The sequence below is a fragment of the Rhodococcus sp. 24CO genome (assembly GCF_050586165.1).
Classification (GTDB): Bacteria; Actinomycetota; Actinomycetes; order Mycobacteriales; family Mycobacteriaceae; genus Rhodococcus_F.
The window spans coordinates 17,518-36,870 of record NZ_JAZFNF010000015.1 but is presented as its reverse complement, the minus strand read 5'-3'; the positions used below and the strand labels follow the sequence as shown (position 1 = coordinate 36,870).

At 62.0% G+C, this 19,353-nt stretch carries 18 protein-coding genes and 1 riboswitch; of the genes, 5 read left to right on the top strand and 13 right to left on the bottom strand.

Translation table 11 applies throughout. From position 1 onward, the window contains the following. The first annotated feature begins 61 nt into the window (after nucleotides 1-61). Genes prpD through V2B23_RS27985 form a run of 3 tightly spaced genes read left to right on the top strand, consistent with a single transcriptional unit; the run spans nucleotide 62 to nucleotide 3,599 of the window. Nucleotides 62-1,564: a 2-methylcitrate dehydratase PrpD gene (gene prpD, locus V2B23_RS27995; protein ID WP_430953245.1), complete on the top strand. Its 1,503-nt coding sequence runs from the start codon at nucleotides 62-64 to the stop codon at nucleotides 1,562-1,564. Then, a complete protein-coding gene (prpB, locus tag V2B23_RS27990; RefSeq protein WP_430953244.1) occupies nucleotides 1,564-2,481 on the top strand; it encodes a methylisocitrate lyase in 918 nt (305 codons plus the stop codon). Before prpD ends, prpB begins: the two co-directional genes overlap by 1 nt. Next, nucleotides 2,478-3,599, top strand: coding sequence for a bifunctional 2-methylcitrate synthase/citrate synthase (locus tag V2B23_RS27985; RefSeq protein ID WP_430953243.1), 1,122 nt, complete (start codon nucleotides 2,478-2,480; stop codon nucleotides 3,597-3,599). Before prpB ends, V2B23_RS27985 begins: the two co-directional genes overlap by 4 nt. 86 nt (nucleotides 3,600-3,685) lie before the next feature. Here the strand turns inward: V2B23_RS27985 and V2B23_RS27980 are convergent, their stop codons facing one another. The 13 genes from V2B23_RS27980 to V2B23_RS27920 all read right to left on the bottom strand — a co-directional run bounded on the left by V2B23_RS27980 (nucleotide 3,686) and on the right by V2B23_RS27920 (nucleotide 17,580). Further along, complete coding sequence (locus V2B23_RS27980; protein ID WP_430953242.1) at nucleotides 3,686-4,720, bottom strand: polysaccharide deacetylase family protein; 1,035 nt, start codon at nucleotides 4,718-4,720, stop codon at nucleotides 3,686-3,688. Next, on the bottom strand, nucleotides 4,707-5,510 hold the full coding sequence (locus tag V2B23_RS27975; protein WP_430953241.1) for a class I SAM-dependent methyltransferase: 804 nt from the start codon (nucleotides 5,508-5,510) through the stop codon (nucleotides 4,707-4,709). Before V2B23_RS27975 ends, V2B23_RS27980 begins: the two co-directional genes overlap by 14 nt. A gap of 219 nt (nucleotides 5,511-5,729) precedes the next feature. Next, nucleotides 5,730-6,914 (bottom strand): fumarylacetoacetase, encoded by a 1,185-nt coding sequence (gene fahA, locus V2B23_RS27970; protein WP_430953255.1) that lies wholly within the window; start codon nucleotides 6,912-6,914, stop codon nucleotides 5,730-5,732. 2 nt (nucleotides 6,915-6,916) lie between these two features. Further along, nucleotides 6,917-7,777 (bottom strand): hypothetical protein, encoded by an 861-nt coding sequence (locus tag V2B23_RS27965; protein WP_430953240.1) that lies wholly within the window; start codon nucleotides 7,775-7,777, stop codon nucleotides 6,917-6,919. After that, on the bottom strand, nucleotides 7,774-8,973 hold the full coding sequence (locus V2B23_RS27960) for a homogentisate 1,2-dioxygenase (protein ID WP_430953239.1): 1,200 nt from the start codon (nucleotides 8,971-8,973) through the stop codon (nucleotides 7,774-7,776). The genes V2B23_RS27965 and V2B23_RS27960 overlap by 4 nt, the downstream gene beginning before the upstream one ends. A 111-nt stretch (nucleotides 8,974-9,084) precedes the next feature. Continuing rightward, nucleotides 9,085-9,636 (bottom strand): MarR family winged helix-turn-helix transcriptional regulator, encoded by a 552-nt coding sequence (locus tag V2B23_RS27955; protein ID WP_430953238.1) that lies wholly within the window; start codon nucleotides 9,634-9,636, stop codon nucleotides 9,085-9,087. A 125-nt stretch (nucleotides 9,637-9,761) separates the two neighbouring features. After that, the gene (metE, locus tag V2B23_RS27950; RefSeq protein ID WP_430953237.1) at nucleotides 9,762-12,026 is read right to left on the bottom strand and encodes a 5-methyltetrahydropteroyltriglutamate--homocysteine S-methyltransferase; all 2,265 of its coding nucleotides are present in this window, start codon (nucleotides 12,024-12,026) and stop codon (nucleotides 9,762-9,764) included. A gap of 136 nt (nucleotides 12,027-12,162) precedes the next feature. Then, nucleotides 12,163-12,370, bottom strand: a riboswitch (cobalamin riboswitch). Between the two features lie 109 nt (nucleotides 12,371-12,479). Next, a complete protein-coding gene (locus tag V2B23_RS27945) occupies nucleotides 12,480-12,914 on the bottom strand; it encodes a helix-turn-helix domain-containing protein (RefSeq protein WP_033234026.1) in 435 nt (144 codons plus the stop codon). Between the two features lie 216 nt (nucleotides 12,915-13,130). Further along, nucleotides 13,131-13,739: a response regulator gene (locus V2B23_RS27940; protein WP_430953236.1), complete on the bottom strand. Its 609-nt coding sequence runs from the start codon at nucleotides 13,737-13,739 to the stop codon at nucleotides 13,131-13,133. Then, nucleotides 13,736-14,860 (bottom strand): sensor histidine kinase, encoded by a 1,125-nt coding sequence (locus V2B23_RS27935; protein WP_430953235.1) that lies wholly within the window; start codon nucleotides 14,858-14,860, stop codon nucleotides 13,736-13,738. Before V2B23_RS27935 ends, V2B23_RS27940 begins: the two co-directional genes overlap by 4 nt. Then, the gene (locus V2B23_RS27930) at nucleotides 14,861-15,634 is read right to left on the bottom strand and encodes an ABC transporter permease (RefSeq protein ID WP_430953234.1); all 774 of its coding nucleotides are present in this window, start codon (nucleotides 15,632-15,634) and stop codon (nucleotides 14,861-14,863) included. It abuts the gene before it with no gap. Beyond that, complete coding sequence (locus tag V2B23_RS27925; RefSeq protein ID WP_430953233.1) at nucleotides 15,634-16,572, bottom strand: ABC transporter ATP-binding protein; 939 nt, start codon at nucleotides 16,570-16,572, stop codon at nucleotides 15,634-15,636. The genes V2B23_RS27930 and V2B23_RS27925 overlap by 1 nt, the downstream gene beginning before the upstream one ends. Before the next feature lie 72 nt (nucleotides 16,573-16,644). Further along, complete coding sequence (locus tag V2B23_RS27920) at nucleotides 16,645-17,580, bottom strand: EamA family transporter (protein WP_430953232.1); 936 nt, start codon at nucleotides 17,578-17,580, stop codon at nucleotides 16,645-16,647. 68 nt (nucleotides 17,581-17,648) lie between these two features. On the opposite strand from V2B23_RS27920, the gene V2B23_RS27915 reads away from it, so the two are divergent. Both V2B23_RS27915 and V2B23_RS27910 read left to right on the top strand, forming a co-directional pair. Continuing rightward, a complete protein-coding gene (locus tag V2B23_RS27915) occupies nucleotides 17,649-18,194 on the top strand; it encodes a CGNR zinc finger domain-containing protein (RefSeq protein WP_430953231.1) in 546 nt (181 codons plus the stop codon). Between the two features lie 42 nt (nucleotides 18,195-18,236). Next, nucleotides 18,237-19,322, top strand: a complete 1,086-nt coding sequence (locus V2B23_RS27910) for an FAD-dependent monooxygenase (RefSeq protein ID WP_430953230.1) — start codon at nucleotides 18,237-18,239, stop codon at nucleotides 19,320-19,322. Nucleotides 19,323-19,353: the final 31 nt, after the last annotated feature.

The window sequence follows — 19,353 nt, the reverse complement described above, 5'->3', positions numbered from 1 at the left end:
TGCGGGGTCCTCCGCGCTGCGTAGCGTGCAAATAGATACCGAAACACGTGGAAAGAGGATCATGAAGACGCATCTCGTACGCACTCGCCGCTCGGCCGAAGAGTTCCCCAAGGACGAGCATCTGGCGTGGAAGATCGCGGAAGTTGCGACAGATTCCGTCGAGGTTGCCGATGCGAGCGCCGACATGATCGTCAACAGGATCATCGACAACGCGGCGGTTGCCGCCGCCTCCCTGGTGCGCCGTCCCGTAGTGAACGCGCGTGCCCAAGCGCAGTCGCATCCATACAGCCCCGGTGCGACTGTGTTCGGTGTTGCTGGCACCTTCTCGCCGGAATGGGCGGCGTGGGCCAACGGCGTCGCGGTTCGTGAACTCGACTTCCACGACACCTTCCTCGCAGCCGAGTACTCGCACCCCGGTGACAATATTCCGCCGATCCTCGCAGTCGCCCAGCACACCGGACGGGACGGCAAGGACCTGATCCGCGGACTCGCAACGGGATACGAAATCCAGATCGACCTGGTTAAGGCGATCTGCCTGCACGAGCACAAGATCGACCACGTTGCTCACCTCGGTCCCTCGGCCGCCGCCGGAATCGGAACCCTGCTCGGACTCGACACCGAGACGGTCTACCAAGCGATCGGCCAGGCACTGCACCTCACGACGGCCACCCGTCAGTCCCGCAAAGGTGAGATCTCCAGCTGGAAGGCATACGCTCCAGCGCTGGCCGGAAAGGTTGCCGTCGAAGCCGTTGACCGTGCGATGCGCGGGGAAGGCGCACCTTCTCCGATCTGGGAAGGCGAAGACGGCGTCATAGCGTGGATGCTCGGCGGACCCGAGAAGGAATACCATGTTCCGCTGCCGGGTACCGGTGAGTCGAAGCGCGCGATCCTCGATTCCTACACCAAGGAGCATTCCGCGGAGTACCAGAGCCAAGCTCCGATCGACCTCGCGCGTCGGATGCGTTCGCGTGTAGGTGATTTGGATCAGATCGCGTCGGTCGTACTGCATACCAGTCATCACACGCACGTCGTGATCGGCACGGGCTCCGGTGATCCGCAGAAGTTCGATCCCACTGCTTCGCGCGAGACCCTCGACCACTCCGTGATGTACATCTTCGCTGTGGCCTTGCAGGACGGTACGTGGCATCACGAGCATTCCTATGCTCCCGAGCGCGCGCAGCGCCCGGACACGATCGAGTTGTGGAACAAGATCTCCACGCGTGAAGATCCCGAATGGACCCGTCGTTACCACTCGATCGATCCGGACGAGAAGGCATTTGGTGCCCGCGCCGAGATCACTCTCGAGAGCGGTGAGGTCATCATCGACGAACTCGCCGTGGCCGACGCACATCCGTTGGGCGCGCGTCCCTTCGCTCGCGATCAGTACATCGCGAAGTTCCGCACCCTCGCCGAGGGCGTCATAGAGCCGGGTGAGCAGGACCGCTTCCTCGACGCTGCGCAGCGCACTGCAGAGCTGAAGGCGGGTGAGCTGAATCAGCTCACCTTCACGGTCTCCGACGACGTACTCGCTCGGGCACCCAAGGTCACCAAGGGGATCTTCTGATGACGGGCCTTGTCGCAGCCTCGACGTCCGCCGCGGATAAGCGCATCGCTTTCCGGGCAGGCTTGACGTCAGGCAAGATACAGCGACTACCTGGTGCCATCAATCCGTTGACGGCCAAGCTCATTCAGGAAATCGGGTTCGAAGGTGTCTACGTTTCCGGCGGAGCATATTCTGCCGGGTTGGCGCTTCCCGATATCGGACTGACCACGCTCACCGAGGTGGCCGGCCACAGCAGGCAGATTGCCCGCGTTACCGACCTTCCGACGCTTGTCGACGCGGACACCGGATTCGGTGAACCCATGAGTGCTGCCCGCACGGTCACGATCTTCGAGGACGACGGCATTGCCGGTCTGCATCTCGAAGATCAGATCAACCCCAAGAGGTGCGGCCATCTCGACGGCAAGGCAATCGTGCCCACCGAAGACATGGTGCGCCGTGTTCGCGCCGCAGTCTCGGCGCGGCGCGATTCCAACTTCGTGATCTGCGCACGCACCGACGCCGCGGGGATCGACGGCATCGATGCCGCGATCGAGCGAGCCAAGGCGTATGCCGATGCGGGTGCCGATCTGATCTTCACGGAGGCCCTCGCTACCGAGACCGACTTCGAGAAATTTCGTGCGGCAGTAGATGTTCCGTTGCTCGCCAACATGACCGAGTTCGGAAAGTCGAATCTCATCTCGGCAAAGACGTTGGAAGCGATCGGTTTCAATGCCGTCATCTACCCGGTGACCACCCTCCGTCTGGCGATGTTCGCCATCGAGAAGGGGCTACGCGAGATTCACGCGAAAGGCACACAAGAGGGACTGCTCGGTGAGATGCAGCACCGCAGCCGTCTCTACGAAATTCTCGAGTACGAACGTTACAACGAATTCGACAGTGGCATTTTCAATTTCAGCGTGGAGGGGAGTAGGACGTGACCGAACAGATTCCGACGATCTACAAGGGTTTGGCTGGAGTTGTTGTTGATACGACGGCTATCTCCAAGGTAGTGCCCGAGACGAATTCGTTGACGTATCGCGGCTATGCGGTGCAGGATCTTGCCGCCAACTGCAGCTTCGAAGAAGTTGCGTACCTACTCTGGTACGGCGAACTGCCGACTCCCGAGCAGCTCGAATTGCTGTGTCTGCGTGAGCGTGCAGCCCGCCGCGCCGATCGGTCGCTGCTGTCACTGCTGACGAAAATGCCGGACAACTGTCATCCGATGGACGTGGTTCGCACTGCCATCAGCTATTTGGGCGCCGAAGACCCGGCCGAGGACGACAACTCGGCACCGGAGAATCTGGCCAAGGCGCTGCGCATGACAGCGGTTCTGCCGACCATCGTGGCTGCTGACTTCCGCCGGCGTCGTGGCCAGGATCCCATAGCGCCGCAGTCAGAATTGGGTTTTGCCGGGAACTTCCTCAACATGTGCTTCGGCGCGGTACCGGACGAGGCAATCGTCAAGGCTTTCGAAGTATCCCTGATTCTGTACGCAGAGCACAGCTTTAACGCGTCGACGTTTGCGGCTCGCGTCGTGACCTCGACGCTGTCCGACATCTACAGCGCTGTCACGGCCGCCATCGGTGCTCTCAAGGGCTCGTTGCACGGCGGTGCAAACGAAGCCGTCATGCACGACATGCTCGAGATCGACGATCCCGATCGTGCGGAGGCATGGATGTCGGCCAAGTTAGCCGCCAAGGACAAGGTGATGGGCTTCGGACACCGTGTCTACAAGAACGGTGACTCGCGGGTTCCGACCATGAAGGACGCCCTCATCGAGGTCGCTGCGGTCACCGATGGCGAAAAGTGGGTGCAGATGTACGACATCCTCGAGAAGACGATGGTCAGCGCCACCGGAATCAAGCCGAATCTCGACTTCCCCACGGGTCCCGCTTATTACCTCATGGGCTTCGACGTCGAGATGTTCACTCCCATCTTCGTGATGAGTCGAATCACCGGGTGGACGGCACACATCATCGAACAAGGCCAGTCCAATGCGCTGATCAGGCCGCTGAGCCAGTACTCCGGCGTGCCGCAGCGAACGGTCGTGGCCTGACACCTTCAAGACTGCGTCGGCGAGGTTCGGTTCTGGCATCACCGTCTCCTGGCCTCGTCGACGCTTTTTCACGCTCGATCGTGTAATCAGAGACGCTGCCCCCGGAGAAGTCCGTAGTCTTCGCGGAGCCAACGGGTGAACCGGTCGCCATCCATCTCGGTGGCCTGTACCCGCGGTAGGACGCGGGGGTCGTCGCTGTCGATGGCCGGCATCGGCACGCTCGTGCAGGCGACGTCGACTCCGAGTTCGCGCACCGCATCCCGGGCAGTGTCGTCGAAACGCCCGTACGGGTAAGAGAATCGAGTGACCGGACGGCCGGACAGCTCCTCGATCTTGCGGTGCCCCGCGCTGATTTGCGTGTGCTGCCGCTCGGCGGGAAGGTCCGTCAGCGAGACGTGGTCGAGTGTGTGACTGCCGAGGGTGATCAGCGGGTGATCGGCAAGTTGCGCGAACTGTTCCGCGTCGAGCGCCACTCGCGCCGTGGGCGTCGTCGCCGCCCGGCCTCCCCAGGCCAGCAAGTAATCAATCGCGTCGTCCTGCTCGGCCGGCTCCAGCACGACGATCACGTCCCAGAGCGCACGAAACAACGCCTGGCGCGAGGTTGTGATCTCGCCGCTGTCGGCGCGCCATCGTGCATTCGTCTCGCTGTCGCCGGGTCGCTCGTTCAGAGTGAAGTCCCGCCGGCCTTGTCCGAACGGAAAATCCAGCCGATCCGGTAGTGGTTCACTGCTCGGCACTGCGCGTTGCAAACCGTCCCACCAGAATTCGCGGGTACGACCGACGGCGTTTCCGATGACGAAGATGGTTGCCGGAATCTCGTAGCGTTCCAGTACCGGCAGTGCGGCGACAAGGTTGTCGACGTAGCCGTCGTCGAACGTCACGGCCAACTGTGAACCGGTGCGCGTGTAGGCATCGCGGCCGGCGAAGTCCACGAGGTCGACGGCGGCACGCGCCTGGGCGAGTACCGCCATCTGGTCGTCGAATGCGTTCGGGGAGACACAGATTGCCCAGGGATCGTAGGTCTCCTCGCTGATGCAGTGGTACATCAGGATGCCGCCGCGACGCCGTTGTTTCCGGGCGCGTAGCCGGAGCATCCGGGCGAGGGCGTCACGCCTCGACATCGTCGCCCTTGCGTGCTGCGACCGTCACGATGACGGGGTACTCGGGGTCGAAGACGTTCAGTTCCTGCCTCTTCAGCTCGCGGTCGGCCATGCCGTGCAAGAACGCGGTAGCCGACAGCACATTGCCGAACGCGCGCACGTCGACGCTCTCGCGCGGGAAGGGGCCGTCGAACAGTCGATTCACGGCCAATTCGGTGAATGACCAGTACCAGGTCGAGTTCCACACCGGGTCGGCAATCTGACTGATGCCTGGCACGGTGCACAGCACCACGCCGCCGGGCTTGAGGATGCGGTGGAGCGTCGCCACCGCGGCTTTCGTATCGAAGATCATCTGCAGCGTCTGCGTCAGGATGATGCAGTCGTAGGTGTTGCTCGGCACGTTCGGCGCGTCGGTGAGATCGGCAACGTAGGTCGCGTCTTCCACGTCTGCGACGTGCAGCATGTCCGAGCGGGTGACACCCTGGCCGAATCCCTGGGTGTAGGTTCGCTCGCCGATCTCCAGTACGGATCCGGTGATCAGGCGGCTGTGCGAGTCGAGGAAGTTCTCGATGTAGTAGCGGTCGATCGGGCGCCCACGCTCGAAACCGTATTCACGGCAGATCGGCTCGATCCGTCGGAGGTCGCCGAAACGCACCTTGCCGACACGCGGCTTCTGCCGCCGATCATTGATCACTCGGAGCACACGGCGGTAGTTGTCCTCGCCCAGAACCGTGCGGGCAAGTGAAGTCCTACTGCGCTGCAGAAGCGTCATCGTCAATCCGTTCTCGGTGTCGGCCAACGGAGTCGGCACAGCCGGCGCAGTCGTCCGCGACCTGGGAACCAGCTGTGTACTCCCTGTGAGTTAGGCGAACCTTACCTAAGGTGGATGTGTCCGCTTTCAGGGGGTCCACCGGAATCTCCAACGGACGAAGGAACACCTCGGCGCGACCGGAACGACGACGCCGCACAGGAGTCCCACTGAAGTAGCGGGACCACCTGTGCGGCGTCGAGACGAGCTATGTGGTTGTGCTTATCGATCTGCCTGCGTGGCCGGGAGGATGCGCGCGCTGACCTCGCCGAATCCGATGCGCGAACCGCCGGTTCCTGGTGCGGTGGCCGAGATGGAGATGACGTCGCCGTCTTCGAGGAAGGTACGAGTCTCGTTGCCGACAGCGACGGGTTCTTTTCCACCCCAGGTCAGTTCGATGAAGGCGCCGCGCTGGTTCTTCTCGGGGCCGGAGATGGTTCCGGACGCAAAGAGATCGCCGGTGCTCGCGACTGCACCGTTGATGGTGGTGTGGGCCAGCATCTGTGCGGGCGACCAGTACATCTGCGCGTACGGCGGACGGGAGACGACATGTCCGTTCCACTCGACAGCGAGATCGATGTCGAGTCCCCACTTTTCCTCGCCGCGCAGGTAGGAGAGGGGCTCGGGATCCTGGACAGGAGTGTCGATGCGGGCAGCTTCGAGAGCGAGAAGCGGGACGACCCACGGGGAGATGGACGTGGCAAAGCTCTTGCCCAGGTTGGGGCCAAGCGGAACGTACTCCCACGCCTGAATGTCACGGGCAGACCAGTCGTTCACGACAACAGCGCCGAAGACGTGGTTGGCAAACTCGTCCGGCGTGATGGAATCGCCCATCGTCGACGGCGTTCCGACGATGAAGCCCATCTCGGCCTCGATGTCGAGGCGACGCGACGGTCCGAAGTCCGGGTTCGCCTGGTCAGGGCTCTTGCGCTGGCCGCAGGGACGAATGATGTCGGTACCGGATACGACGACGGTGCTCGAACGCCCGTGGTAGCCGACAGGAAGGTGCTTCCAGTTGGGCATCAGGGGAGCGGAATCGGGGCGGAAGAGACGACCGAGGTTGGTGGCGTGATTCTCCGACGCGTAGAAGTCGACGTAGTCGGCCACAGTGATCGGCAGGTGCATCTCGACGGAGTCGATGGAAAAGACTGCGTCGGAGGGGATTTCCCCGGCAACAAGTTCGGTGATCTGGTTGCGCACGGAAACCCAGCGATCGCGGCCCTGCGCCATGAATGCGTTCAACGTCGGTTCCGCGAAGACGGAATCGCCGAGTGCCACTGCAAGATCGATGACGGAGTCGCCCACTCGCACGCCGACGCGCGGAGCGCCGCCTGCGGGGGAGAACACGCCGTACGGCAGGTTGTCGAGACCGAAGAGCGAGTCGGTGGGAATGTTGATGGTCGTCATGGTCATGCGAGTGTTCCTTCTGTTTTCTCGGACCGGTCGATCAGTCCCAGGTCTTCGAGTTCGGTCAAGGGGTCCGAGATGCTGCAGGTGCCGAACGAGAGGAAGCGTCGACGCACATCCTGGCCATCCAGTTCGGAAACGCTGTGTGCGATAGCGGCTCCATCCCGTTCTGCCAGTGCGGCAACAACATCGGACCGATCTCCGCCGGCAGACGCGGCGCCCACTGCCGACACGATGTTGAGAAAGCCATGCTGCTCGAAGCCCGTGTCTGGGTCGGTATTGCGAACAGCGTGATGTAGCCCGGCAGTCGCTTTGAACGGAATTTCCTCGCGGACAACCGAAATGATGGCGTCGGCGAGCTCGTTCTCGTCCGGATATGCCTCAGCCTGAACTCCGCCGGTGCGGAACTTGGCGCTGTAGCCGGCCTTTGCGAGTGCGGCAATGTAGCTGTCGCGTCGGTCGTCGCGGGGAACCTCGACAAAAATGTCGAGGTAGGGATACGCGGCGTGAATGCGTGCCAGTTCGTCGAAAGCATGATCGGCCGCTACGCCGGCCGGTGTTCCGACCTCCACCGCTACGACGTCGACGCCGGGGATGGCCAAGGCCTTTGCCACTGCGGCCGCGACGGCGTCCGGGCCGGCAGGAACCGTGAGACTCAGTGCCAGAGGATGATCGGTAGAAACGTGAGCGGAGAGTTCGTCCAATCGCGGCGCGGGGAAGACGAACGGGCCGACCAATGCTGAGTAGCCGGCTTCGAGGTACGACTGGTGCGATGGAACTGCTTCGGCGAGAGGAGCATTGCCGGGTGGGAACAGGGCGGCGTCGTCGCACAGACCGCGCAGCAGTGGGGAGATGACCGTCATTGCGCAGGACCCCGTCCTGCCCAACTCCAGGCGTAGTTGTCATCTTCGCAGGCCAACGCGCCTTCGCCGAGTTCGAGCGGCCGGAACGTGTCGACCATGACGGCGAGTTCGTCGAAGAACTCTGCACCGATGCTGCGTTCGTACGCTCCCGGCTGCGGGCCGTGTGCGTGTCCGCCGGGGTGAACCGAGATGGAACCCTGGCCGATGCCGGAGCCCTTGCGTGCTTCGTAGTCGCCGCCGCAGTAGAACATGATCTCGTCGGAGTCGACGTTGGAGTGGTAGTACGGCACGGGGATCGACAGCGGGTGGTAGTCGACCTTGCGTGGCACGAAGTTACAGATCACGAAGTTGTTGCCCTCGAACGCCTGATGCGCCGGCGGCGGCTGGTGAACGCGACCGGTAATGGGCTCGTAGTCGGAGATGTTGAAAGTGTAGGGGTACAGGCAACCGTCCCAGCCGACCACGTCGAAGGGATGCGTCGGGTAGACCATGCGGGTTCCGGCGATGCCGGCCGACGTCCGGTGCTTGACCAAGACCTCCACGTCGGTGCCTTCGGCGATCAGGGGCGCGCTGGGGCCGTGCAGGTCGCGCTCGCAGAACGGTGCGTTCTCGAGCAACTGGCCGAAGCGTGAGAGGTAACGCTTGGGCGGAACGATGTGACTGTTCGCTTCGATCGCGTATGCACGGAGCGGCTTGTCTCCCTTGGGGATCCAGCGATGCGTCGTGGACATTGGGATGAGGACGTAGTCGCCTTCGCGTGCTTCGAGTGCGCCGAAGACCGTTTCCACGGTGGCTTCACCGGACTCGATGTACACCATCTCGTCGCCGATTGCGTTGCGGTACAGGGGAGATGCCGCGCCGGCAATGACGTAGGACAGGCGGACGTCGGCATTGCCGAGGATCAGGCGTCGTCCGGTCACCACGTCGGTTTCGGCCCAGATGTTTTCCGGGAACAAGTCGTGCAACTTCAAATGGCGCGGTTTGAGAGGGTGATTGGGTGTGGTGCTCTGGTCGCGCAGTTCCCAGACCGTGGCGTCGACGATCGCCGACGGAATTTCGCGGTGGTAGAGGAGCGACGAGTCGGAGGAGAAGCCTTCTTCGCCCATCAACTCCTCGTAGTAGAGGTTGCCTGCTTCGTCACGGTGCTGAGTGTGACGCTTCGGGGGGACATTGCCGAGTTGTCGGTAAAACGCCATGTCCGGCCTCCTTCTGTGCTGTTTCCGTCTGACTCACCTTGACCAGATAGTAAACACATTAACTAAAATGAAGTGACAGGTGCAACCCTTCGAGAGGAACGGGTTGTGTTGCTAGTTCCGTCCGCGCACGTCGAACTGGCTACGATTGGTGATCAGTTTGTCCAGGAGCATCACAAGAATCCGCTGTTCAGCTTCGCTGAGGACGCTGACCCACGCGTGTTCGCGTTCGTTCTGTTCGCGAAACGCCTCGACCATTGCGTCTCTGCCCGTATCGGTGAGGTAGAGCTGCACCGAACGGCCGTCGTTCTCGGTAGGGCGGCGATCGATCAGGCCGTCTGCAAGCAGCGATTTGGACAGGTTCGATACGGCCGCCCGACTCATTCCAGTGAGCTCGGCAGCGGCTTTCGGCTCGATCGGCCCAGCCAGCCAGGTGACGAACATCAGGCGGAAGGATGACCACGACCAGCCGCGTGGCCGGTGTATCGACGACTCGAGGTCGTACGTGACCACGTTGGATGCGCGGTTGAGTGTCAGGAGAACCTCGGTGGCGAGGTGGTGGCGAAAGCCGTGCTCGTCGGACAGTCTTTTGTTCGCCAACTCGATGAACGACCAAAAGTTGAGCTCTCCGGCCGTTCCCTGAGTTTCTTCTGCTGCGGCTTCCATGGCGTCACTCTAGCGTGATTAAAGGCCACCTTTGTATATGAATGTACTAAAAAAGGGGCCTACGGCCCTTGTGCGCCTTTCCGGCAGTGCGAACTACCAGAAAGGCGCACAGGGGGCGGAGCCCCCTAAAGTTCCGCCCGTACCACCTTTGCCGCCTCGACGAGGTTGCGCAGCGACGCTTCAACCTCGACCAGACCTCGTGTCTTCAAGCCGCAGTCAGGGTTGACCCACAGCCGTTCCACCGGGACGGCCTCGAGTGCTTCGCGCAGCGAACCGGCAATCTCGTCGACGCTCGGGACCCGCGGAGAGTGAATGTCGTACACACCGGGGCCGACACCCAGATCGAAGCCCACGGCGCTGAGGTCACCCAGAACCTCCATGTGCGAACGGGCCGCTTCGATCGAGGTGACATCGGCATCGAGTCCCGCGATCGCGCCGATCACGGCCCCGAACTCCGAGTAGCAGAGATGCGTATGGATCGCCGTGGAATCCGCGACCCCCGACGTTGCCAGCCGGAACGACCCGACCGACCAGTCCAGGTAGGCCGGCTGATCAGCGGCACGCAGCGGGAGCAATTCACGAAGTGCGGGCTCGTCCACCTGGATGATGCCGATGCCCGCAGCCTGCAGGTCGACGGTCTCGTCCCGAATCGCCAACGCAACCTGATTGGCGGAGTCGGCGAGAGGTTGATCGTCACGCACGAACGACCACGCCAGAATCGTGACCGGTCCCGTGAGCATCCCCTTGACCGGCTTGTCGGTCAAGGACTGCGCGTAGGTGATCCAGTCGACGGTCATCGGTTTCGGACGGGAGACGTCGCCGTAGAGGATCGGCGGACGGACACAGCGCGTGCCGTACGACTGAACCCAACCGTTCGCGGTCGCGAAGAAGCCGTCGAGTTGTTCGGCGAAGTACTGCACCATGTCATTGCGCTCGGGTTCGCCGTGCACGAGCACGTCCAGGTCCAATTTCTCCTGGAGTGCAACCACATCCGCGATCTCGCCGCGCATGCGCGAGATGTATTCAGGCTCGTCGATCTCGCCGTTGCGCAATGCCGCACGCGCCACCCGGATCTTGGATGTCTGCGGGTACGAACCGATAGTGGTGGTCGGAAGTGGAGGAAGCGGCAGCAATTCGGCTTGAGCCTTGCGACGCTCCGCCGCCGGGGCGCGGTTGGTCGCCGAATTCAGCACGGCTTCAAGACGTCCACGCACGCCGGCGTCGTTGAGTCGCTTGTCGTCCTTGCGAGTCGACGCGGCGGCGCGGGCGAGGCCGAATTCGTCCTCGACGGATTCGCGCCCCAGAGTAAGCGCGGTGGCAAGCGTGGTCACTTCCCGCACCTTTTCGGCGCCGAATGCAAGCCAGGAGCGCAGGGCTTTGTCCAGATCCGGTTCCTGGGAGAGTGAGTACGGAACGTGCAGGAGCGAGCATGACGTGGAGACGGCAAGGGTATCGACGCTGCCGAGCAGAGCGCCCAGCGTGGACAGCGCCGAATCCAGGTCCGTTCGCCAGATATTTCGGCCGTCGACAACTCCGGCGACAACGAGCTTGCGGGCGAGGTCTGGGACGGACCCAATCGAATCACGTCCTGCGACAAGGTCGATCGCAAAACCTTCGACTGCGGTGGACGCGAGGGCGGGAAGCGCATCGCCCAACGAGCCGAAGTACGACGCCAGCAGGATTGCCGGTCGATTCGACAGCGACGAAAGCTGTTCGTAGAGCGACCGGGCGGCTTCGATCTCTTCGTCGGTGCGGTCGCCGACGAGCGCCGGTTCGTCAATCTGCACCCACGCGGCCCCGGCGTCGGCGAGCTTGCCGAGAAGGTCCGCGTACAGCGGAACCAGTTCATCGATCCGGGTCAGAAGCGGTTCTTCGGTTCCGACAGCCTTCGAGAGGAGAAGGAACGTGACGGGGCCGATGACAACCGGGCGAGCGGGTATGCCGTCTGCGAGCGCTTCCGCCAGTTCGCCGAGCACTTTCGAGGCGTCGAGCGAGAACGTCGTGGACGGTGAAATCTCGGGGACGAGATAGTGGTAATTGGTATCGAACCACTTGGTCATCTCGAGTGGGGCGATGGTGTCGGTGCCGCGTGCGGCCGCAAAATAGCGGTCCAACGGATCGGCGACGGATGCGACCCTCTCGGGCAGCGCGCCGAGAAGCACTGCCGTGTCGAGCATCTGGTCATAGAAGGAAAAGGTGTTGACCGGGATGGAGTCGATTCCCTGGTCACGGAGGTCGGCCAAGCCCTGCCGACGCAGGTCACGGGCTACTCGCGCCAAGGCGTCGGCGTCGATGCGCCCCGCCCAGTAGCTTTCGATTGCCCGTTTGAGTTCGCGATGAGGACCGATACGCGGAGAGCCCAGCACGGTCGCGGTGAATGTTGTTGTCACGGAGTTTCTCCAGATTGCCAATGCACTGATGGCCACTGCCGGCAGACGGGTACACCTCATGAGGCCGCAATCAAACATGCGACCACGTCTCGAGATCTACGCGCCCATTCCACGAGGCGGTGGACCGTCGGGCACGGCGTGCCCGACACAGTCGGCAGGTCTTCGGACTCGCGGGCGCTCGATCGTGGTGATCGAACCTACTGGCCATCGCTTCCCAGGCAAAAGCCCAGTGCATGTAGACGGCGGTCGTTCCTGCTTACCGCTGCGGGACAGTCCCGGATTTTCACCGGGTTCCCTCTCACTCCGTCTGCCTGAGCTGACGGAGCTTCGACGCCAGGAACGGTCTTCGGGGCTCCTCATGACCGCGCCGGGCGAACCAGCTGCGTTGCCCAGCATAGGGCTATGTGCGTGGGAGCAGGAAAAGCAGTGCCCGTATGACTTGTGTCGACGGGTCTAGGCGCGCCACGAGTACGAGTTGGAGTCGGGAGGTACCCGGGGAAGATTCTCGGACGATCGGAGATTTTCGGCCATTTCGACAAGAAGGGCCTGTGAGGCTGGGGACAGGTCGACTACCCGAGACGTGAGATTGCGTAGGCGATCGTTGTGAAGCTGTGCGAGCAGAATGTGGTCGGAATCGCCGCTTGCGAGAAAGGGCACTTCTTGGTCGGGGTTGAAAAAATAGTCCGGAGTCACTTCGAAGAATCGGGCGAGGGCGGAGACAACTTCGGGTGAAGGGTTGGTGCGGACGCCCGTGCGGAGTTGCGACAAGTAGGGAGTAGAGATGCGACAACCGTCTTCGGTCATGCTGCGCACAACCATGGCGTTGGTGACGTGATTAGGGGCGGACTCGAACAGCGCATTCAATCGTTGGCTGAATCTTTGCGCCATGAGCCTTCCCCCTGTGTTGTCCGCTCAACCATCTGATAACTGGTAGGTAACCAAAGGTGGGTCGGTACTCCGCTATTCGGTTCCGCAACGCATTGTCGCGGAACCAGGTAACAGGATACGTGAATATTTGGGTTAGAACTGCAGGCGGGAGAGTGATTAACAATAATTGCGACGGAATTGCCGGATACGGGACTCTATGTGGGGACCCTGCTCTTCTTATAACCAACCGTTGGCTTCGGCGATTCGAGCAGATTCTCCACGCGTCGCACCTCCGGTCTTCCCCATCGCGGACGACAGGTGATTGCGAACGGTGCCAGCTGACAGGAATAGCTCGGCGGCGATAGCTGCAACGGGCGCGCCGGCCTTCGCGGCGCGCAGTACTTCCGTTTCACGATCGGTCAGTGGAGATTCGCCGCTGACGAGGCTGTCTGCCGCCAGCGTCGGATCTACGACGCGCAACCCCGCATGGACGCGTCGTACCGCGTCGGCGAGTTGCCGCGCCGGGGTGTCCTTGACGACAAAACCGGTGGCTCCCGCGTGCATCGCCTTGCGAAGAAATCCCGGCCGCCCGAAGGTCGTCACGATCAGCACCCGTGTTTGTGGGAGCGCTTCCAGCAACGCCGACGTGGCTGCAATCCCGTCCAGTCCCGGCATCTCCACGTCCAGCAGTGCAACATCGGGGCGGTGTTCCATCGCTGCCGCAACAACCTCGTCGCCTCGGCCGACTTCTGCGACCACGGTCAGATCGGTTTCGAGATCGAGGAGTGCGGCCAGGGCGCCGCGAACCAATGCCTGGTCGTCGGCAAGTAGTAGCCGGATGCTCACGTGTTCTCCTGTTCGTGGACCTTTAGTGAAAAGCCCTGGTGCGCGGCGGCGTTGATGATCACGCGGGCTCCCACCGCTGCGGCGCGTTCACGCAGTCCGGTCAACCCGTTGCCGATCGTCGTATTCTCGCCGGAGATCCCGTCGTCGAAAATTTCGACGCTCTTCTCGTCGATGGTGATGGTGCATTGTGTTGCGGCGCTGTGGCGTACGACGTTGGTGACGCCTTCACGAACGGTCCAGGCAAACAATTCCCGCAAGTGTCGCGGCACCATTTCGGTACTGTTCGGGGAATGATCTTCGATGCCTGCAGCACGCAGAGCCTCTCGGGCGCGGGCGATCTCGACGGGGAGTGAGATGGTTCGAAACCCGTTCACTGCGGAGCGCACATCCGCCAAAGCATCGCGGGACAGTCGTTCGAGATCGTCGAGTTCACTGCGAGCGCGCTCGATGTCGACGTCCAACAATCGGTTGGCCAGTTCGGCTTTGACGGTGATGACGGTGAGCGAGTGCCCGAGGATGTCATGGAGATCGCGTGCCATTCGTGCGCGTTCCTCCATGACAGCACGCTGTTCCTGTTCTTCTCGTTCGTGGACCATCGAAATATTGCGTCTGATGAGGGACATGACGCCCCACGTGGCAAACGCGGCGGCGCACACTCCGAGCGACAGGCCCGAATAGTTTCCCCATCCGGCGCTGACACTGACGATTTCCACCGAAGCGGCAATGGCCAAGGTGAGAATGCCGCCGGCCACGGTCGGCAGCATTGTCACAGCCGTGACGGCGAGGTACGGCGCAGTTGCGAGACCGGTCGGCCCGACGCTGATGATGATCACAGCGGCGAGTGCAGTCAGGCCGGCCAACGTGACTACCGCGCGGCGAACTGTCGGTTCTCCGCTGAGAGTGAGACGGCGCTGCTGTACCCGGGCAAAGGTGTAGAGGTAGAGAGCGCCGAAGGTGAGCGTCGCAAGAATCCCTACCCAGCCCCGTAGTTCGCCGCGAAGGTTCCATCCTTCGATGAGTGGACCACCGAGAAAAACCATCCACACGGCGGCAAACAGGATGCCGAAACGATTCCGTCGCGGCGCCGCGACGGAATCGATTGGTCGAGTGGTCTTCGGCAACTACACACGCTCCGTATCTTGTTGGAACCGCCAGATCGCTCCGGCGGCGAAGATGGCGAACCACACCAGAATATTGACGATCCACGTCCAGTGGACGCTATTGCCGGTCAGCGGCGCGTGAGCCAGTGCGTTGATGCCGAACATCGGAGTGAGTTGAGCAATGGTCGCCCACACCGAACCATTCTGGAGCGGAACGAAGAGGCCGCCGCCGAATGCAAGCAGTGCGAGCCCGGGACCGAGCAGTTGCATGACGTTCTCGCTCGGCAGCAGGTATCCCATGAACAAGCCGAAGGCCGCGAAGATCGACGATCCGAGCCAAGCGATCAATGCCGTTGTGAACCACAATGATCCGTCCATCTGAGCGGACGTGAACGAGCCGACAACATAGACAACGAGGATCGATGCCAGACCGAGCAGCATGGCCATGATCAGTTTGACGGCAATGTACGCGACCGGAGTCAACGGCGTCAGTCGAAGTTGCCTGCTCCACCCGGATGCTCGCTCGATCGACACCATCGCGCCGCCACTGGTGGTAGCGAGCATCGCGCCGTACAACGCCATGCTGATCATGATGTACGCCGCGACATTGCCGTGCCCGATGTCGTGAGCGTCGTCGCTTTGCCCCAACCCGAAGACCAGGTAGAAGACCACCGGCATGACAAGTGTGAAGAGCATCGTGCGCCGATTACGGGTCAGGCGGCGCAGTTCCAAACGCAGCAAGGTCGTGTTGAACCCGCCCAGTGGTACGACGGTTCGTTCTGTTGCAGTGGTCATCACTTCTGTCCTTCGGAGTTGTTCGACGTGAGTGCGATGAAGGCGTCTTCGAGTCCGCGCGAGACGATTTCGAGATCGCGGGCCGCTGTGTTGTTCAGGAGGAACTGCGCGACGGCATCGGTGTTGCTGGAGTGCACCGTCAGTGCCTCGCCACGCAGTTCGACGGCATCCGAGTGCGGTATCGCGCGTAGAAGTTCGTCGGTCAGGCCAGGAACCCTTGCGTGCAGGGTTCGTCCGGACGCCATGGCTTTGACCTCGGTAGTGGTTCCGTCGGCGACGATAGTGCCTTGCCGGACCAGAATGATGCGGTCGGCGTAGACATCGGCTTCTTCGAGGTAGTGCGTGGCAAACAGAACGGTGCGCCCTCGATCCGCGTCGGCTCGGATGGCCGACCAGAAGTCGCGGCGCCCTTCGACATCCATGCCGGTGGTCGGTTCGTCGAGGATGAGAAGCCGTGGGTCCGAGAGGAGAGCCATCGCAAATCTCAGTCGCTGCTGCTGCCCGCCGGAGCACTTGCTGACGAGTCGACCGGCAATGTCGAGGATTCCGGCGCGGCGCAGGACTTCGTCGACGGGGCGAGGGTGCGCGTACAGACTTGCCGTCAGTTGCACCGTCTCGGCAACTGTCAGTTCCCTGAGTAGTCCGCCGGTCTGCATGACCGCCGAGACAAGTCCGCGGGCTATCGCGGCGCGCGGCGCCATCCCGAAGACGCTCACGTCACCCGACGTCGGCTTCGACAGGCCGAGAATCATGTCGATCGTTGTTGTCTTGCCGGCGCCGTTCGGGCCGAGAAACGCCACGATTTCACCGGGCCGGATGCTCAGGTCGATGCCGTTGACTGCTCCCACGTCGCCGAAGCGCTTGTGAAGTCCGGTCAATCGAATGGCGTCGCGTGCTCGGCCGTCAACGGGTGGATGCAGTGCCTGTGCTGAGGTCATACCTGGAATCTGCCGGTATTCGGCAGGGGAACCCTCGTCGATCCGTCATTCTTCGGCCATGACATTTGTCATCTATTCGACAGTCACAGATTCGACCGCCACCGGTTTTGGTGTCGTTTGACCGAGGCGCGCAAGTACCAGACCGGCGATGATCGTAGCGCCGCCAATGCCTTGAATGACGGTGATGGATTCGCCGACAAGGATCCAGGCTGCGATCACCGCGCACAGCACCTCGGTGAGGGCCACGAGAGACCCGATTGTGGGTCCCAGCAACGTGATCGCGGCGATGCCGGTGAGATAGGCGATGACGGTACTGACGACGACCAGAATCACTATCGGCAGCCACACTCCCACAGAATGATCTGCCACGACGGCGTTCGACGACGAGAATGCAAGGGGGAGTGCATCGATCAGTCCGAGTAGTCCGATAAGCACCGCGCTGACAGTCAGCCCGGAGGCTGCGAGCACAACAGGATGCAGATCGCCGTCGGCGCGTTCGGAAATAACAAAATACACTGCGAGGCAGGCAGCTGCGGCCAGTCCCCAGGCGATGCCGACGGCACTGATCTCTGCCGAACCGAAGACGTCGATGACCACGGCCGCGCCCACCAGGGCGATCGCTGCTCCCAGAAGTGTCTGCACGCTCGGCCGCGCGCCCTTGGTGATCCACACCCATCCGATGACGATGATGGGGGCCAGGTACTCGAGAAGAAGCGCCACGCCCACCGAAAGATGTTGCACTGCATTGAAGAAGCACAACTGAACCCCGGAGATCGCGAATACTCCGTACAGCAGTACGGTCCGCGTGTGAGCCGTCACTTGCCGCATGCGACGCCACTGGGTTCCCAGTGCAATCACCATCATCACGAGTGCGCCGCCGGCAACGCGTGCGAACACTGCGCCTCCCGGGGACCAGCCGGATTCGATGAGAGATTTGGCGAAGGGGCCGGAGACGCCGAAGGTCGCAGCGGACAGTAAGGCCAGGATCAAGCCGTTGCGAGAGTTCACGTCGTCACCCGTCAGGAGTAAAAGCGATTACGATGATGACACTAAGTTGACAATGCTCAGGAGTCAAAGTGAATTTTGCTGATGACACGGAATCGGCGCTCGTCTTCGCTGCGTCGTTGGTGAACACTGCGCGGGGAGGTGGTGAACTTCTGCCTGATCAGGAAGAACTGACTCGATTTCTCGATGCGGACAAGTGGACCGGGCGACGCGACGGCACGCAGGCCGAACTCGATGCGGTGCGGACGCTACGTCCACGCCTGCGACAGTTCTGGGAAGTGACCGAAGTAGACGACGCCGTCGTGGTGGTGAACACGCTACTGGCTGAATCGGGAGCGCAGCCGAGACTCACCAGGCACGACGATCTCGGGTGGCATCTACACGTCACGGCAGACGACGCGCCCCTCGTCAACCGGATGGCGGCGGAAGCGGCGATGGGTGTGCTCGATTTGATCCGAACAGGGGAGTTCTCGCGTTTGCAGTGGTGTATCGCTCCCGATTGTGACGCGGTGTTCGTGGATCTGTCGCGTAACCGCTCGAAGCGGTACTGCGACACCGGAAACTGTGGAAACCGGGCTAATGTCGCGGCGTATCGCGCGCGAAAATCCGTCGGCTGATACGTCGGACAACTGTGGCAATCGAATCGAAGGGGATCGACGATGCGAACAGCGGGAATCATCGGCGGCGGTATCGGGGGCCTGGCAACGGCGGTAGCGCTTGCCAATGCGGGCTGGTCGGTCACGGTGTTCGAGCAAGCGCCGGTTCTCACCGAGGTAGGTGCCGGAATCACTTTGTGGCCGAACGCACTTGCCGCACTCGATGACCTCGGAGTAGGCGATGAGATCCGGAACAGAGCCGCCCCAGGATGGGTGGGCGGGATACGCAATCGCGAGGGTAGATGGTTGATGCGGACCAATGAGGAGAGATTCCGCGCGTTGCACGGAAATTTTGTTGCCATGCACCGCGCCGATCTGGTCGATGTCCTACGCGCAGCACTTCCGGATTCGGTGACGGTGCGACTCGGCTCCACAGTCACCGGGATCGATGAGGATGGCGCGATTCAATGTGGTGATCGCACCGAAGATTTCGATCTGGTCGTCGGCGCCGACGGAATCGACAGCCTCACGCGACGAACGATGTTTCCGGATTATCCAGTGCCGCAGTCTCTGGGGATTCGCGCGTGGAGGTGGATCGTCGACGACATGGGAACTGTCGATGTAGGTGGGATCCTCGGCGCAGGAGGAGAATTCGGCATCGTTCCGCTGGGGAACGGTCGGTTGTACGTTTTTGCTGCCGCCCGGCTGTCCACGGGCACACCGGATCCGTCGTTGGACGATTTTCTGAACTGGCCGTCTCCCATCCCCGAACTCATCGCTGCAGTTGCGCCGGAGCAGATTCTTCGCCATGACATCAGGGATCTTCCAGCGTTACCGTCTTTTGTTCGAGAACGCGTTGTGCTCGTGGGTGATGCCGCGCACGCGATGGGGCCGCATCTCGGTCAAGGCGCATGTCAGGCTCTCGAGGATGCTGTCGCGCTCGGCGCTCATGCTCATGACGTGGCGACTTACGACTACCTGCGCACCAAGAGAACGCATCGCCTTCAACAGCGCTCGCGCCGATCCGCTCGAATAATTCTCACTCGCGGCGCCAGCGCTACGTTCGTTCGAGATCTCGTACTACGAGTGCTTCCTGCCGAGTTGTTTCTTCGCGGTCTGGGATCGAACTTCAGCACTCGACACATGTAGAACATCACTGTCGGACCCCGGTTGTACCCTT

Coding starts and splice junctions, on each gene's coding strand:
- prpD (WP_430953245.1), top strand. CDS start 62: ATGAAGACGCATCTCGTACGCACTCGCCGCTCGGCCGAAGAGTTCCCC.
- prpB (WP_430953244.1), top strand. CDS start 1,564: ATGACGGGCCTTGTCGCAGCCTCGACGTCCGCCGCGGATAAGCGCATC.
- V2B23_RS27980 (WP_430953242.1), bottom strand. CDS start 4,720: ATGTCGAGGCGTGACGCCCTCGCCCGGATGCTCCGGCTACGCGCCCGG.
- fahA (WP_430953255.1), bottom strand. CDS start 6,914: ATGACGACCATCAACATTCCCACCGACTCGCTCTTCGGTCTCGACAAC.
- V2B23_RS27965 (WP_430953240.1), bottom strand. CDS start 7,777: ATGACGGTCATCTCCCCACTGCTGCGCGGTCTGTGCGACGACGCCGCC.
- V2B23_RS27960 (WP_430953239.1), bottom strand. CDS start 8,973: ATGGCGTTTTACCGACAACTCGGCAATGTCCCCCCGAAGCGTCACACT.
- V2B23_RS27955 (WP_430953238.1), bottom strand. CDS start 9,636: ATGGAAGCCGCAGCAGAAGAAACTCAGGGAACGGCCGGAGAGCTCAAC.
- V2B23_RS27945 (WP_033234026.1), bottom strand. CDS start 12,914: ATGGCGCAAAGATTCAGCCAACGATTGAATGCGCTGTTCGAGTCCGCC.
- V2B23_RS27930 (WP_430953234.1), bottom strand. CDS start 15,634: ATGACCACTGCAACAGAACGAACCGTCGTACCACTGGGCGGGTTCAAC.
- V2B23_RS27925 (WP_430953233.1), bottom strand. CDS start 16,572: ATGACCTCAGCACAGGCACTGCATCCACCCGTTGACGGCCGAGCACGC.
- V2B23_RS27910 (WP_430953230.1), top strand. CDS start 18,237: ATGCGAACAGCGGGAATCATCGGCGGCGGTATCGGGGGCCTGGCAACG.